The organism is Arthrobacter sp. N199823 (assembly GCF_002929705.1).
GTDB lineage: Bacteria > Actinomycetota > Actinomycetes > Actinomycetales > Micrococcaceae > Specibacter.
The window spans coordinates 127,441-141,912 of sequence record NZ_PJIN01000006.1 but is presented as its reverse complement, the minus strand read 5'-3'; the positions used below and the strand labels follow the sequence as shown (position 1 = coordinate 141,912).

Genomic DNA, 14,472 nt, shown 5'->3' with positions numbered 1-14,472 from the left:
AGGAAGAAACAAATGGCTGGAATTATCATTGTCGGTGTCGACGGCAACGCAACGTCCATGAAGGCTGCACGCGTTGCTGCGGAGCTGGCCAAGGCTACCGGCCGCACCCTGCGCGTTGTGACCGCGTTCGGCGAAGACAAGACCGAAAAGGTTGCCATTGGAAACGACGAATGGTTCCTCTCCACGGCAGATGAGGCTGAGCGTGTTGCGCAGCGCGTTGCCGAAGAGCTGAAGATCTCCGGCGTCAAGACCGAATACTCCTCTGCTCTGGGCAAGCCCGCCGACGTTCTGTTGGAAGAAGCTGCCAAGCTCGACGCCGAACTGATCGTTGTCGGTAACGTCCGCATGCAGGGCTTGGCCCGCGTACTGGGCTCGGTTGCCAACGCTGTCTCACACAACGCTCCGTGCGATGTTTACATCGTGAAGACCGACGGCTAATCACTTTCTGTTTACAAAACCCCCGCAGCGCCTGGCGCTGCGGGGGTTTTGTGCTTACTGAGGGTTAGTGCTTGGCCAGCTGGTCAATTCGCTGTGTCGACAAGCCAAGCGGCAGGCCGAAATCCCTTAGTGCTAGGCCCTTTCCCTCAGAGCTGTCGCCGCGAGGGGCTTTGGGTGCAGTGTTGTCTGAAGGGCCGAGCCCGGGGCCGCAGGGCGTCGCAGGAATTCGGGGACACGGATGGTGCTAAAAAGCACGGCCAAAAAAGAGCTGCCGGCGGGATTCAAAAGTTTATACTTTCAAATCCCGCCGGCAGCTTTGTAAATCAAATTCGAAAATTACAGGCCCAGTGAGCGCAGAAGAGCAATGAGGATGTCAAGAAGGTTGGTCAACATTTTGCGGTCCTTTCATAAGAGCGTGAAACTATTCAATTACAAAAAGAGAATTGAATTTAGAATAAGACCATTCCCGGTGGTAATGGAATTACGTACAGGATCAGCATACTAAATTTTTGATTGACCGCAACTAATTCTGATTCTGCTGCACCCGCAATGTTGCGATGGTGCGTAACAGTCATGAATTCATGATTCTCGTCTTTTCTGGAGCCACGGACATGGCCACGCGCACGGTGCTGGGACTGGTGCCTGGGCAGTGTGTGGATACCTGCAGCGCGGGGGCGGCCTGAGGCAATCCCACTAGTTTGCGCCATTTTATATCGCAGTTGAGGCCTTCTTTAGCTGCGACTGCGAGCCCGAAGCCGTGCTGTGCCGCGGTTTTTGCGGAGTGTTATTCCCGGCGAGAACCTCCTTCGCTGCGCTCCTGGTGGCAAGTTAGTCAATTCAAGGGATTATTTGCGGAATGTTCGATGTGGCCATTTGGACAGTATGTTATTGATTAACTAACAGGGAATGGAATGTGAATTTCACTGGCACCTGAGGGTCCGTCATTCGGCTAAATGATTCACCAGGTGGATAGCTTGGTGCTGGACGCCTGCCATTGTGCTGCACAGTGTCGCCAAAGGTATTTAGCCTCATGGGTATCAATGCCTAATGACTCGATTTATCCAATCAAAGGTTAAATTCAGAGATGCGGCATCGGTGGCCGAATGAGGTGTTAGCCTTTTGGTTAAGGCTGGTCTTTTGGATAGTTTTTCCGGAATGCGGCACTAATGTCACATGTGCTAGGGCTGTGGAGGTGGGAGCGATGCAGGATTTCCTGGCCAAGCGGTAGCCTACCGGCCAGCCATCACGTCGGGCGAGCCGCCTGCCGATGGTGTCAATTACGAACTCAGCCCCGGCCCGGCAGCTTAAACCATCATGGCCAAGCAGCCATTCTCGCCCAGCGCCTTCCATCCGTCTTCCTCAGCCTTGAAGATGGCCTGCTCCCAATGTTCCATTGCGGTGTCCAAGGCTGTGGTTTCCAAGTCTGCGGTTCTTGTCAGAGAACCACGTCGGTGATGCCGCGGGCGGCGAGGTATCCGGCGTCGGACGTCTTGGACGCACGCACTAAGGCGGGATTGGTACCTGAAGCGGCGCGGGCCAGCCAGGACGTGAACAGCTCGCCGGATGGGTCAGCCACCGAGCGGCCCATGCCAGTGGCCTCATCGCCCGGATCGAACGACAGGGCTGTGCTGCGCTGGGCTGGGGCCGTGGGGTTGGCCCGCTCGGCGGCAATCAGCTCGGCCAGGCGCCGGCCAGCGGGCTTGGGGCGGCGCTCGGAGTCCAGCAGCCCGAGGGTGTATTCCAGCTCGGGGAAGTCGGCCAGCTTCCGGCTGACATCGTGCGAGCACCACCACGTGACGCCCCACAAGTTTGGGGTGTCCAACACGGGTCGCAGGCTCTGCTCCAAGAAGTCGGCCGCGCCGTCGAACGGAACGGCTGGGTGCGGAGCCCCAATCTCCTGCAGCCAAATGGGCCGGGCCGGATCATCCGAATACGCATCAGCGAGCTGGATCAGATAATCGGCAAACAAGGTCCGGGCAGGGTGGCCTTCCGGGAACAAGTGCGCCACAGCAACAAACACCCACGAGTGCACGGTTGTGGCGTCGCCCAAGCTTGTAGCGTGGGCCGGCGTGACGGGGCAACTGTCTACAAACCAGGCGTTGTCATCAAAGCTGTGCTGGTGCATGCCCGTGGGCCAGGCCTTGCGGGCGGCGGCCAAAAGGGTATTGAACCAATCTCCCATCTCCGCCGGGGTAGTGAGCTGCTGGTCTGGATGGCGTTCCACGGCAAACTGGTTCGTCTCGTTGCCCAGCGTCATGCCCAAAACGTTGGGTCGGGAGGTGACCTCCTTGGCCAATGCCGTAATGAGCTGCGCTTCTGCCTCTATCACCTGTGGGTCCGTATAAATGTTGCGCCGGTGCCAGCTGGTCACCCAGGCCGGCAAGAAGTCGAAACTAGAAAGGTGCCCCTGCAGCCCGTCCACGGAAACATCCAAGCCAAACTCGGCAGCAGCATCCACCACCTTGCCCACGTCGGCAATGCCCGCGGGGCGAATGAGCGAGCGGTTGGGCTGCAGTAGGGGCCACAGCGGAAAAATCCGCACATGGTCCAGGCCCAGCGCCGCGATCGACTCAAAATCAGCCCGCACGGCATCAATATCAAAGTCCTGCCAGGAGTGGAACCAGCCCTCGCTTGGCGTGTAGTTCACGCCCCAGCGCAGCGGGTTCCTTCGTGGCGGGGTGGTATTGCCCAGCCACGCAGGAACCGGAGCCGGGAAGCTCATTTGCTGCCCCTCTGCAGGCGCAGGGTCAGGATTTGGAAGGGGCGCAGGGTGAGTACCATTGAGGGGTTTTCGGATTCTGAAGTGCCAGATTCTGAGGTGCCAGTGGCGCGAGCAGTGGTGCCGGCAACTGGAACGTCCGAGGCGCCCACGGTGAGGGATCCGGCGTCGTACGGCTGCTCGAGAAGGTTATTTTCCACCACGCTAACCACAGGGAACGACGCCGAGAGTGTCACCTTTGCCCGGGCGCCCAGCGGCTCGTACAGGCGCACGATCACGTCACCGCTACGGTCGTCGGCCAGCTTTACGGCCTCAATGATGGCGCCCTGCGAATCGGTGCTGATCAGCGGCTCGATAGGGACACCATTGGCCGGCACGCCGCGCCACGGAAGGTTCATGGCGTAGCCGGCGGCCACGGCGTCTGCCACCTCCGCACCAACCACCAGTCCGTATGTGAAGGAATGGTGCCCCTGGTCCGTCTCCGGATCAGGGAAACGCGGCCCGCGCAGCAGTGACAGCCGCACCGTGGTGAAGCTTGAACCGTTGGCGCCGGGGTGGCGGGAAACATCATGGCCGTACGTGGAATCGTTGACGACGGCGGCGCCAAAACCGGGCTCGCCCACATGGACCCAACGGTGCGCGCACACCTCAAAACGGGCGTTGTCCCACGAAGTGTTCTCATGCGTGGCACGCTGAATGTGGCCATATTGCGTCTCAAAACGGGCATGGTCCGCGTGCACATCGAGCGGGAACGCTGCCTTGAGTAACGTCTCCTGCTCATGCCAATCGACGTCTGTGTAAACCGTGATGGTCTTGGAGTCAGGGGAAATACGCACGCGCTGGGTGATGTGCGACTTGCGGAAACTGCGTTTGATGGTGATCTCAGCCTGACCCGACCCCATGGTGACGTCCATCGAGTCCAACTCGCGGAGGTCGGTCACGGTGTTCTTGTAGAACTCGTCAATGTCCCATGCATCCCACATATTGGGGAAATCCGCGTGCAGCTGAAGCAAGTTGGCACCTTGCCCGGCAGGCACCAGTTCGCGGTCCGCCGCCACGTCCACGATGGAATTGATGACGCCGTCTGCTCCGAACCGCACGCTGATGAGCCCGTTGCGCACGACTATTTCGCCGCTGTCGCCCCCGTCCCGATCAACGCTCACCTTGGAGGTGTACGGTGCCGCAACGCCGGCGCTGAGCGGGGCGATGCCGCGGCGGGGGTAGGGGGAGGCGTTGAAGAGTGTGGCGTTCTCGAAATCCTGCTCGGTCTCGGCACCGCGCGGCTCCACAAACGGGGCCAACGCGAGCAATGCCGGGCTGATGATCTCTTCGAGGTCGGCGGCGATCCGGGTGTAGCTTTCCGCAGCCTCGCGGTGCACCCAGGCGATGGAGGAACCGGGCAGGATGTCGTGGAACTGGTTCAGGAGGACCAGCTTCCAGATCCGGTCGAGCTCCTCGTACGGGTAGGCGATGAGCCCGCGCGTGGCGGCCGTGGCACTCCACAGCTCTGCCTCGCGCAGCAGGTGTTCGCTGCTGCGGTTGCCCTGCTTGGTCAGGGCCTGCGAGGTGTAGGTGCCGCGGTGCAACTCAAGGTAGAGCTCGCCCTTCCAGACAGGCGCGTTGGGATACTCGGCCTCGGCGGCTGTGAAAAACTGCGCCGGGCTCTGAATCGTGACCTTCGGAGAGCCCTCCAAATTCTCGGTGCGCTTGGCCCGGGCCAGCATCTCGCGCGTGGGTCCGCCGCCGCCGTCGCCCCATCCAAAGGGAATCAGTGAATTCTTGGCTGCACCCTTGTCGCGGAAATTGCTGACCGTGTGGGCTAGCTCGGCGCCGGAGAGCTGGGAGTTGTAGGTGTCGGCCGGTGGGAAGTGCGTGAAGACGCGGGTGCCGTCGATACCCTCCCAATTGAAGGTGTGATGCGGGAACTTGTTGACGGTATTCCAGGAGATTTTCTGCGTCAGGAACCATTTGGCACCGGCTTGCTTGACGATCTGCGGCAGAGCAGCAGAGTAGCCAAAGGAATCCGGTAGCCAGACTTCCTTGCATTCGATCCCGAAGTTTTCGCGGAAGAAGCGCTGGCCGTACGTGAACTGCCGGGCCATGGCTTCCGAGCCCACCATATTGGTGTCGGACTCCACCCACATGCCGCCCACAGGAATGAACCGCCCCTCCGCCACGGCCGCCTTGACCTTGGCGAACACCTCGGGACGGTGCTCCTTGAGCCATTCGTACTGCTGAGCGGACGACATGGCGAACTGGAAATCGGGGAACTCGTCCAGCAAATTCACCACATTGGACGTAGTGCGAGCCACCTTACGCACCGTTTCACGCACGGGCCAGAGCCATGCGGAATCAATATGTGCGTGCCCAATCGCCGTGATTTGGTGGGCGCTGGCGTTGGCAGGTTGGGACAAAACCTCTGCGAGGAGGGCGCGGGCTGCCCCGGCTGTGCCCACAATGTCTGAGAGCACGACGGCGTCAAGGGCCCGTTCCAGCGCATACAGGATGTCCCAGCGGCGTGGATTGCCCAAATCCAGCTCGGCTTGGAGCTGGTCCAGCACCTCAAAGTCCTGGACGAGTTCCCACACTTCGGTGTTGAAAATATTGATGTCGGCCCGGGCCATGGTGTAGCGCGGGGCATCCCCGGCCGTGAACTTTTCGCCCAGTTGTGTGGGGATGAAGGGGTTGTCAGTGAAGACGAACGGGTTGGCGGCGGCCTCCACGTACAGGTCAATGATTTCCCCGCCCTGCCCGCTCCCGCCCTGGGTAGACTCGCCCTGCCCGCTCCCGCCCTGGGCAGTCCCGCCCCGCACGTCTGCTGACACGGGAACCCAGGTATTGAGGGGGTTCAAGGCCTTCACGGTCTGTCCGTCGGGGCGGTAGACCAGACCTTCGGCTTGGAAACCAGGCCACGATTGGCTGAAGCCCAGATCCACCACCAGCTCAACCTTGTGGCCCCGAGCTTGCGGCGGAACCGTGCCGGTGACGTGAATCCAGCTGGTGCCCCAGGCCGGGCCCCACTGTTGGCCCACGGAGAAGGGCTGGTAATCAGGGGAGGTACCGCCAGCCGAGAGCGTGAGCTCCGCAGACTTCAGTGCCGTGTCGGTGAGGGGGGCACCTGCCGGTGTTCCGGCGTCGTCCGCGGTTTTCACAGGAGAAGTTCCTGCGGCAGACGTTGCTGCGGGAGCCAGGCCAAGCGCCACGGCGGGGTCAACGGGCTCGCCCTGCCCGCCTTCCACATGCCAAGCCGTCAGCTCCAGCGCCGCAACGGGCGTGTGGATAGCCGGGATGATCCGCTCCACCAAAACTCGTTTGAGGCGGTTCTGAATCAGGCCGTGTTTGTCATGCATGTGGGTGGACCTTCCCGTGGCGGACGGTAGAGGAGCTGAATTTTCAGTCTAGTGGGGTGGCTCACGCGCGTGGGGGATGAGGTGAAGTGTGCCGGTCAGTGAATGGGGAAACTTGGGTCGGGTGCAGGTACAGTTGCCGCCTGCCAACGCCTCCTCCGCGCCGGCAGCACCGAAACTGGCCACTGCTGCTTAGCCGCTGCGCGATTATTGCGGTGTGGGGAGTGAGTTGTTGCCCGCACCGACGCCGTAGTCCCTAGAGTGGAAGCATGAATGCATCTGCTCAAGGTTTTTCCGCGCCCCAGTTCGCCCCCGTCCGGGATCTTTTCGATGCCATGCTCGACGCAGATCCTCGGTACAGCGCGCAGCTGGGCGTCTACGTGGGTGGCGAACAGGTTCTTGACTTGGTGGGTGGGCCGGACTCCGCTGCAGACTCGATGACAGGCGTATTCTCCTGCTCCAAGGGTGTTTCCGCCTTGGCATTCGGCCTGCTGGTCCAGGACGGACTGGTGGATTTGGACGCCACCGTGGCCAGCTATTGGCCTGAGTTTGCCCAACAGGGCAAGGGGGCCGTGACAGTGCGTCAGCTGCTCTCGCACCAAGCCGGGCTAGTGGGCGTGCAGGGTGGCTTTGCCATGGAGGAATACAACGATCTGCCGGCCGTGGCAGACAGGTTGGCATCAATGGCGCCCCTCTGGCGCCCCGGCAGCGGCACCTTTGGCTACCACGCACTGACCATGGGCGTATTTCTCGAGGAATTGTGCCGCCGGATCACGGGCGAACGCCTGCAAGATGTGTACAACCGCCGCATCCGCGCGCCATTTGCGGCCGATATGTTCTTGGGCCTGCCCGAATCCGAAGAACCACGCTTCCGGCCCGTCCTCTTTGACGAGCAGCCGGCCCCGGACTTCTTCGAGCCGGGCTCCATCGCCGGGATGTCAGGAAATGTTCAGGCCGGAAACCTGCTGGAACTGCCCAATGTCCGCAGCGTACGCGCGGCCGGCAGCTGCAGCGGCGCCGGTGTGGGTTCCGCCGACGGCCTGGCGCGGGTCTACGCCGGAGCCATCACTGGAATCGGTGAGGTGCCGGCGTATCTACAGCCCGAAACCATCGCACTGATGAGCCAGGAACAGGTCTGGGGTCTGGACCGGGTGTTCTGCGAGATCTCCTCCTTCGCCGTGACCTTCATGAAGGCCAACCCGCGCATGGACTTTGGCAGTGCACAAGCCTTCGGGCACGACGGCGCCAACGCGGCTCTGGGCTTTGCGGACCCCCTGTACGGGGTTGGCTTTGGCTACGTCCCGGCCCGGGCTGAGGAGGGTGGCTCGGCTGGCCGGGCCATGATGCTCAGCGCCGCCGTTCGGAAAGTGATTCTTTCCGGGGCATAAGTAAGCGGGGGTGCACGGCTCTCCCTAGAGTGCTGCTATTTGAGCGCTCGCAGGGCTTCCGGGATGGCCCGGTGAAACGTGGGGTACGCGTAAATCATGCTCTGCAGCATGGCGACGGGAATGCGCGCATGCACGGCCAGTGCCAGCATGGACAGCACCTCCCCGCCCATGGGTCCCATGGACGTGGCGCCCACCAGAACACCGGAATCGCTGTCCTCCACGACCTTGATGAAACCCTGATTTCCTGATTTATGGACCCAGCCGCGGGTGGAGTCACCCAAGGCAGTGAAACCGGTCCGCACGGATAGCCCAGCGTCCCTCGCCTGCTTTTCCGTCATGCCGACCACACCGATTTCCGGATCGGTGAACGTTACCCGCGGAACCGCGTGATTGTCGGTGACGCCCCGCTCCGGGGTTCCTGCGTGCCGGGCAAGGATGTGTCCGGCCACAATATTGCCCTGATGCATTGACATGTGAGTGAAGGCGCCGGCGCCCACGGCGTCGCCAATCAGGTACAGGCCATCGGCCAGCTGCAGGTGCTCGTCAACGGTGGGGGCGCCCTTTTTCTTGACCTTGATGCCTGCTTTGGACAGCCCAATGTCAGCTAACGCGGGGGTGCGTCCTGTCGCCACTAGGAAGCGTTCAGCGGAAAGTCTAGGGGCTCCGGTTGCGGCGGAAGCGGCCGGACCAGCAGCGCCGGCTGAAGCTGCCCCGACAGTTTTCCCGTCCTCCGAATTTTCTACATGGACCCGGAAACGGCCGCGGGAATGCGAAACCGCGGTGACGTCCTTGTTCCGCAGGATCTTGATGCCCTCGTTACGGAATACCTCAGCCAGCAGTTCGGCGGACTCCGGCTCCTCTTTTGAAATGAGGTGGGAGCCACGCAACACCATGGTTACCTTGGTCCCAAAACGCGTGAACGCCTGCGCCAGCTCCACCGCAATCGGCCCGCCACCCCAGACAATTAACGACTTAGGTGCAGTCTGCGCCTGAACGGCCTCCCGGTTTGTCCAGAACGGTGTTCCTTCAAGCCCTGGCACGGCTGGCACCGCAGGGTTGGAGCCCGGGTTGAGCACCACGGCCAGGCGTGCACGGAAGGTGAGCTGGCCGCCGTCGGGCATGGAAACGGTGACCTCGCGTGGACCGGTCAACCGGCCCGTGCCGCGCACCAGCCGCCCGCCCGTGTCGGTGAAGCGCTTGGCGGCCACGGCATCATCCCAGTTGTCGGTTGCTTCCTTGCGGATGCGCCCTGCCACGGTGCTGAAATCTGGAGTGACCTCCACGGTGCCGGCAATGCCGGGAATGCGCAGCGCCTCGGCCACCACATTCCCGGCCCGGATCATCATTTTGGAGGGGATGCAGCCATAGTACGGACACTCGCCGCCCACCAGCCTGGCCTCCACGCCCACCACGGACAGGCCAGCGGAGGCCAGCTCTCCAGCAACCGATTCCCCACCCGGCCCCATGCCGAGCACCACAACATCAACAGTCTCCGGCTTGTTCGCGGCGGCCATAAAAAGCTCCTTACTTGGTGATGCCCTTGTCCTTGAGCCACGCCGCTGCTGCAGCCTTAGGGTCCATCTTTTGATCGCCCTCAACCTGGGTGCGCAAGGCAATCAAATCGTCAGTGGTGAGCTGCTTGGAGACGTTGTTCAAGGCAGTGGTGCCAGCCTCGTTGAGCTTGTCGGTCTTGATGATGGGCAGCACCTGCTGGGCGCCGATCAGACCCTTGGGGTCCTCTAGAACCACCAACTTGTTGGCAGTGATTTCCGGGGACGTTGTGAAGATATCGGCAACTTGGACTTCATTGTTGAGCAGGGCCTTCAAGTTCAAGGCCTCGCTGCTGGCGCTGAATGCCTTGAAATCCTTGGGTACACAGTTGTAGAGCTTCTTCAGGCCAGGCAAACCGTACGGGCGGGTCTGGAATTCCGAGGGAGCCGCGAGCGTCAACTCGCCGCACACTGGCGCCAGATCCTCGATGGAGCTCAGTTTGTACTTGGCAGCGATTTCAGGCGTCACCACAATGGCGTCCTTGTCCTCTGCAGCGGCGGCATCGAGCACGCTCAGACCAGCGGGCATTTTGGCCGGTAGTGCTGCCAAAATGCCGGGACCATCAACGATGGTGTTTGCCGTGTCCAAGTAGCCCAGCAGGTTTCCGGTGTATTCGGGCACCACATCGATGGAACCGTCTTCGAGGGCCTTCAAATAGACCTCACGTGCACCAATATTCAACTTGGTGCTGGCATTGACGCCGGCTGCGTTCAAGGCGCCAGCGTAAATCTCGGCAAGGATGGCGTTCTCGGGGAAGTTGGCCGAGCCCACCACAACAGAACCGGAACCGGATCCGCCTGCGGAGCTATTGGCGCCCAAAGGGTCGCCGCCGCCGCACGCCGTGACGGCGAGGGCGACGGACAGTCCTGCGGCTGCTCCAAGAATTGCGCGGCGGCTCGGCATGGAAATCTTGTTCATGGTGTTTCTCCTATAACTCGGGGAATCTCTAGACATCTTTTAGGAAATTGTTGGTACAGCAGAGGTGTTTTTCTCTGGGGACGCCTCGATGGACGGGGCCGCTTTGGCCGTCTGCAAGCCTGGTGAAACCGCGGCGCGCTGCAGCAGGGCCAGCACGCCGTCAATTGCGATAGCGAGGACCGCGATCACCACGGCTCCGCCTAACACTTGACCGTAATCCTGCACTGCAAGACCGTCAATAATGTAGCGGCCCAGCCCGCCAAGGCTGATAAACGCCACCACGGCGACGGTTGAGATGACCTGCAGCACGGCCGACCGGAGCCCGCCCAGCATGACCGCGAGCCCGTTAGGCACTTCCACGCCGAAGAGGATTTGCCGCTCCGTCATGCCCATGCTGCGTGCAGCGTCAACAATTTGGCGGTCGACGGCGGCAATCCCGGCATACGTTCCCGTCAAAATGGGTGGCACCGCCAGGAGCACCAGGGACCAAATAGCCGGCATGAGGGACAGCGAAGAGGTGGCAAGCAACGCAAACAGCGTCATGATGCCCAAGGTTGGCAGTGCGCGCAGCATGCCTGCCAGAGAAACCACGACGCCGCGTCCCCGGCCCGTGTGCCCAACGTACAGTCCGATGGGCACCGCGATGGCCACGGAGATCAGCAGGGTTAGCCCGGAGTAACCCAAATGTTCCACCACACGGACGGGAACCCCCATGGGACCCTGCCAATTTGTCGGGTCGGTGAGCCACTGCCAGCCTTGGCTAAAGGGGTCCTTGGTGGTATAGCTGGTGCTTGGCAGGAACGCTACGGAAAGGCTCATGCCGTCACCGCCGTCGTCCTCGTGCTTGAAGTGCTTGACGCGCCGCGAGTGGACTTAGTACTCCTAAGCCAGGGCGTCAACAGTTTTTGCAGAAGCACCAACACCACATCCATGAGTAGCGCCAGTACCAAGGTACCCACAATGCCCACCACAATCTCTGTTGGGAAGTTTCGTTGCAGCCCGTCGGTGAAGAGGAAACCCAGGCTGGGGATGCCGAGCAGTGACCCCACGCTCACCAGTGAGATATTGCTGACCGAGATGACGCGCAACCCGGCAAAGAGAACCGGGATGGACAAGGGAAGATCAACGCTGAGGAAGCGCTGCACAGGACGGTATCCCATGGCTGTGGCCGCCTGCCGCAGGGTGTCATCGACCGAGTTCAGGGCATCAAGGGTGGAGCGGACCAGCAGCGCCACGGCGTAGATGGTCAGCGCCACAATGATGTTCGTGAAGTCCAGGATTCTGGTGCCCAGGATGCTCGGAAGAATGACAAAGAGGGCCAGTGACGGCACCGTGTACAGCAATGATCCGACAGACAAAATGATGCCGCTGGCCACCTTGTTGACACGGGCGAGCTGCGCCAAGGGGACCGCGACGATGACGCCGAGCACCAGCGGCACTATCGCCTGAATCAAGTGGTAACCGGCGAGGTTGAGTACCTGAGGCAAATTGGCCAGAAACCACTGCATTAGCTGCGGCTTTCGCGAGTGGACTCGATGGCCGCTAGGACCTCTTGGGCATGGACGACGCCGGTCACGCGCCCCTCATTGTCCACGGCAACTCCCAGCCCGGACGGCGAGGATAACGCCGCGTCCAAAGCATTGCGCAACGGATCACCGGCGTGGAATAAGGAACCGCCGGGGATCAACTGTGGCTGGTCAGCTGCATTGCCTGAGCTTTGGGGAGTGCTGCTGGGAGGGTTGGCGTCCAGGTGTCGTTGGGTATCAGGGGCGAGCCAGCCCAGCGGCCGATTGTCGGCGTCCACAGCTAACGCCCACGTTGCCCCAGTGTTGCCAGCGATGGTGCCGGTTCCGGTGGAGGGGGCGGCAGCAACGGCGTCGTCCGCTGGGGGGAGTGAAGGGGAGAGCGGCTGGGGGTGTGCGTCCAAGCGCACCACAGGGGCCGCATGGATGGGCACGGATGCGCCATCGCTGAAGGAAAGGCGCCGGAAACCGCGGTCGCGGCCCACGAAGTTGGCCACGAAGTCGTCAACGGGGGCGCGGAGAATTTCTTCAGGGGGAGCGTATTGGGCAACGCGCCCGCCGCTGGCAAAAACGGCCACACGGTCCCCAAGGATGGTGGCCTCGTCGATGTCGTGGGTGACAAAAATGATGGTTTTGGCCAGCTCGCGCTGCAGCCTCAACAACTCCTGCTGGAGCTCGGCACGGACCACTGGATCCACGGCGGAGAAGGGCTCATCCATGAGCAAAACGGGCGGGTCGGCGGCCAGGGCGCGGGCAACTCCCACGCGCTGCTGCTGTCCGCCAGAGAGCTGATTGGGGTAGCGATCGGCCATGGAGGCAGGCAGGCCGACGGTGGCGAGCAGCTCGAGGGAACGCTTCTTGGCCTGCGTGCGGGGCACTTTGTTCAGGCGCAGCACGGTGGCAATGTTCTCGATCACGGTCCGGTGCGGGAGCAGCCCGGCTTGCTGCATGACGTAGCCCATGGAGCGGCGGAGCTGGTGGGCGGGGAGAGTGCTCACGTCACGCCCGTCCACTGTGATGGTGCCGGCGGTGGGTTCCACCATGCGGTTGATCATGCGAAGAGACGTGGTTTTTCCACAGCCCGAGGGGCCAACGAAGACTGTGATCTTGCCACGCTCAATGCTGAGATTGAGGTTTTCAACGGCTGCTTGGCCGGTTTGAAAAACCTTGCTGACACTTTGGAACTCGACCATGGCGTTGCCAACCTGGCCAGCCGTTTGGCGGTCAGAACGGCTACTGTCCTGGCGTGTGACGGTAAGCTTTTGGTCCGTCATGAGTGGATCCTCACTGTTGGTGGCGTTCTTGTGAATCGTTCACCTGGTGCCTGTTGATCATATGCAAGGTGTATTTGTCACGTAAAGCGCAGCACCGGTGTGTCGTGTCTTAGGCTAACCCTATGGACACTTTGAATTCGGAATTCAGCACCAAGGGCGCCTACATCACCGGGGCGGAGTACACGCGGGACACGAACTACATTGAAACCCGTATTACGCGCGGTGGCGAGGACGGCTACCCCGTGGAGGCTGGCCGCTACCGCCTGGTGGTTTCCAGGGCCTGCCCGTGGGCGCACCGCTCCACCATTGTCCGGCGGCTGCTGGGCCTAGAAGACGCCATCTCGATTGGCGTCACCGGCCCCACTCACGATGTCCGCTCCTGGACCTTCGACCTGGATGAGGGCGGCGTTGACCCGGTCCTGGGCATTGAACGTCTGCAGGAGGCTTACTTCAAGCGCACCCCTAACTACCCGCGAGGCATTACGGTTCCGGCCATGGTGGATGTGCCCACCGGCGCCGTCGTGACCAATAACTTCCCGCAGATCACGCTCGATTTCTCCACGGAGTGGACGCAATTCCACCGCGACGGCGCCCCGGATTTGTACCCGGAAGCTCTCCGTGAAGAAATGGCCGTGGTCAACAAGCGCATTTTCACTGAGGTGAACAACGGTGTGTACCGCTGTGGTTTTGCCGGCAGTCAGGAATCCTACGACGCCGCCTATGAGCGCCTGTTCATCGCACTGGACTGGCTCGAGGAACGCCTGGCTAAGCAGCGGTACCTCATGGGAGACTCCATTACCGAGGCCGATGTCCGCCTCTTCACCACCCTGGTTCGCTTCGACGCCGTCTACCACGGGCACTTCAAGTGCAACCGGAACAAGCTCATCGAGATGCCCGTCCTGTGGGCCTACGCGCGCGATCTGTTCCAGACGCCCGGATTCGGCGACACAGTGAACTTCGAGCAAATCAAGGCGCATTACTACATTGTCCATACCGACCTGAATCCCACTCAGATTGTTCCGCTTGGCCCGGATACCTCAGGATGGACGACGGCGCACGGCCGCGAGTCACTCGGTGGCTCACCTTTCGGAAACGGAAGCGCCCCCACACGTCCGGTGGACGCGTAGTCCCCAAGCGCTCCCACTGCTCGCTAGCTCGCAGAGGGTCCCTCGCGCTCGTGGGCCCTGCTGCCGGCGGAACCGGAATTTCCTCGGCGACTATCCGAACTACGGCCGCAGGCGGCCTTTAGTTCTCCTTTACGTCGCCTACGGAAAATCCGGCTCCGCCACCCGGTTTTTACGCGGGGTGGGCCAG

10 protein-coding genes are annotated in these 14,472 nt (G+C 61.6%); 3 read left to right on the top strand and 7 right to left on the bottom strand.

The annotated features are described in order from the left end of the window. The first annotated feature begins 12 nt into the window (after nucleotides 1–12). Nucleotides 13–438: a universal stress protein gene (locus CXQ93_RS14240; protein ID WP_104111089.1), complete on the top strand. Its 426-nt coding sequence runs from the start codon at nucleotides 13–15 to the stop codon at nucleotides 436–438. Nucleotides 439–1,873: 1,435 nt separating this feature from the next. Here CXQ93_RS14240 and CXQ93_RS14235 read toward each other — a convergent pair. Next, nucleotides 1,874–3,160: a glycosyl hydrolase gene (locus CXQ93_RS14235; protein WP_219817361.1), complete on the bottom strand. Its 1,287-nt coding sequence runs from the start codon at nucleotides 3,158–3,160 to the stop codon at nucleotides 1,874–1,876. After that, nucleotides 3,157–6,507: a glycoside hydrolase family 38 C-terminal domain-containing protein gene (locus CXQ93_RS14230; protein WP_104111088.1), complete on the bottom strand. Its 3,351-nt coding sequence runs from the start codon at nucleotides 6,505–6,507 to the stop codon at nucleotides 3,157–3,159. The genes CXQ93_RS14235 and CXQ93_RS14230 overlap by 4 nt, the downstream gene beginning before the upstream one ends. Before the next feature lie 266 nt (nucleotides 6,508–6,773). On the opposite strand from CXQ93_RS14230, the gene CXQ93_RS14225 reads away from it, so the two are divergent. Then, the gene (locus CXQ93_RS14225) at nucleotides 6,774–7,892 is read left to right on the top strand and encodes a serine hydrolase domain-containing protein (RefSeq protein ID WP_104111087.1); all 1,119 of its coding nucleotides are present in this window, start codon (nucleotides 6,774–6,776) and stop codon (nucleotides 7,890–7,892) included. Between the two features lie 35 nt (nucleotides 7,893–7,927). Here CXQ93_RS14225 and CXQ93_RS14220 read toward each other — a convergent pair whose 3' ends face one another. From CXQ93_RS14220 to CXQ93_RS14200, 5 genes are all read right to left on the bottom strand, one after another. After that, nucleotides 7,928–9,406, bottom strand: a complete 1,479-nt coding sequence (locus CXQ93_RS14220; protein ID WP_104111086.1) for an NAD(P)/FAD-dependent oxidoreductase — start codon at nucleotides 9,404–9,406, stop codon at nucleotides 7,928–7,930. A 10-nt stretch (nucleotides 9,407–9,416) separates the two neighbouring features. Continuing rightward, nucleotides 9,417–10,361, bottom strand: coding sequence for an ABC transporter substrate-binding protein (locus tag CXQ93_RS14215; protein WP_104111085.1), 945 nt, complete (start codon nucleotides 10,359–10,361; stop codon nucleotides 9,417–9,419). 39 nt (nucleotides 10,362–10,400) lie between these two features. After that, nucleotides 10,401–11,075 carry an ABC transporter permease gene (locus CXQ93_RS14210; protein WP_373418321.1) on the bottom strand — a complete coding sequence of 225 codons (675 nt, stop codon included), beginning with the start codon at nucleotides 11,073–11,075 and terminating at the stop codon, nucleotides 10,401–10,403. A gap of 101 nt (nucleotides 11,076–11,176) precedes the next feature. Beyond that, nucleotides 11,177–11,869, bottom strand: coding sequence for an ABC transporter permease (locus CXQ93_RS14205; protein ID WP_104111083.1), 693 nt, complete (start codon nucleotides 11,867–11,869; stop codon nucleotides 11,177–11,179). Further along, entirely contained in the window at nucleotides 11,869–13,077 is a 1,209-nt protein-coding gene (locus tag CXQ93_RS14200) for an ABC transporter ATP-binding protein (RefSeq protein WP_104111156.1), read from the bottom strand. Before CXQ93_RS14200 ends, CXQ93_RS14205 begins: the two co-directional genes overlap by 1 nt. 203 nt (nucleotides 13,078–13,280) lie before the next feature. Here CXQ93_RS14200 and CXQ93_RS14195 point away from each other — a divergent pair, with 203 nt between their 5' ends. Beyond that, nucleotides 13,281–14,285: a glutathione S-transferase family protein gene (locus CXQ93_RS14195; protein WP_104111082.1), complete on the top strand. Its 1,005-nt coding sequence runs from the start codon at nucleotides 13,281–13,283 to the stop codon at nucleotides 14,283–14,285. Nucleotides 14,286–14,472: the final 187 nt, after the last annotated feature.

Coding starts and splice junctions, on each gene's coding strand:
- CXQ93_RS14240 (WP_104111089.1), top strand. CDS start 13: ATGGCTGGAATTATCATTGTCGGTGTCGACGGCAACGCAACGTCCATG.
- CXQ93_RS14235 (WP_219817361.1), bottom strand. CDS start 3,160: ATGAGCTTCCCGGCTCCGGTTCCTGCGTGGCTGGGCAATACCACCCCG.
- CXQ93_RS14230 (WP_104111088.1), bottom strand. CDS start 6,507: ATGCATGACAAACACGGCCTGATTCAGAACCGCCTCAAACGAGTTTTG.
- CXQ93_RS14225 (WP_104111087.1), top strand. CDS start 6,774: ATGAATGCATCTGCTCAAGGTTTTTCCGCGCCCCAGTTCGCCCCCGTC.
- CXQ93_RS14220 (WP_104111086.1), bottom strand. CDS start 9,406: ATGGCCGCCGCGAACAAGCCGGAGACTGTTGATGTTGTGGTGCTCGGC.
- CXQ93_RS14215 (WP_104111085.1), bottom strand. CDS start 10,361: ATGAACAAGATTTCCATGCCGAGCCGCCGCGCAATTCTTGGAGCAGCC.
- CXQ93_RS14210 (WP_373418321.1), bottom strand. CDS start 11,075: ATGGGGGTTCCCGTCCGTGTGGTGGAACATTTGGGTTACTCCGGGCTA.
- CXQ93_RS14205 (WP_104111083.1), bottom strand. CDS start 11,869: ATGCAGTGGTTTCTGGCCAATTTGCCTCAGGTACTCAACCTCGCCGGT.
- CXQ93_RS14200 (WP_104111156.1), bottom strand. CDS start 13,077: ATGGTCGAGTTCCAAAGTGTCAGCAAGGTTTTTCAAACCGGCCAAGCA.
- CXQ93_RS14195 (WP_104111082.1), top strand. CDS start 13,281: ATGGACACTTTGAATTCGGAATTCAGCACCAAGGGCGCCTACATCACC.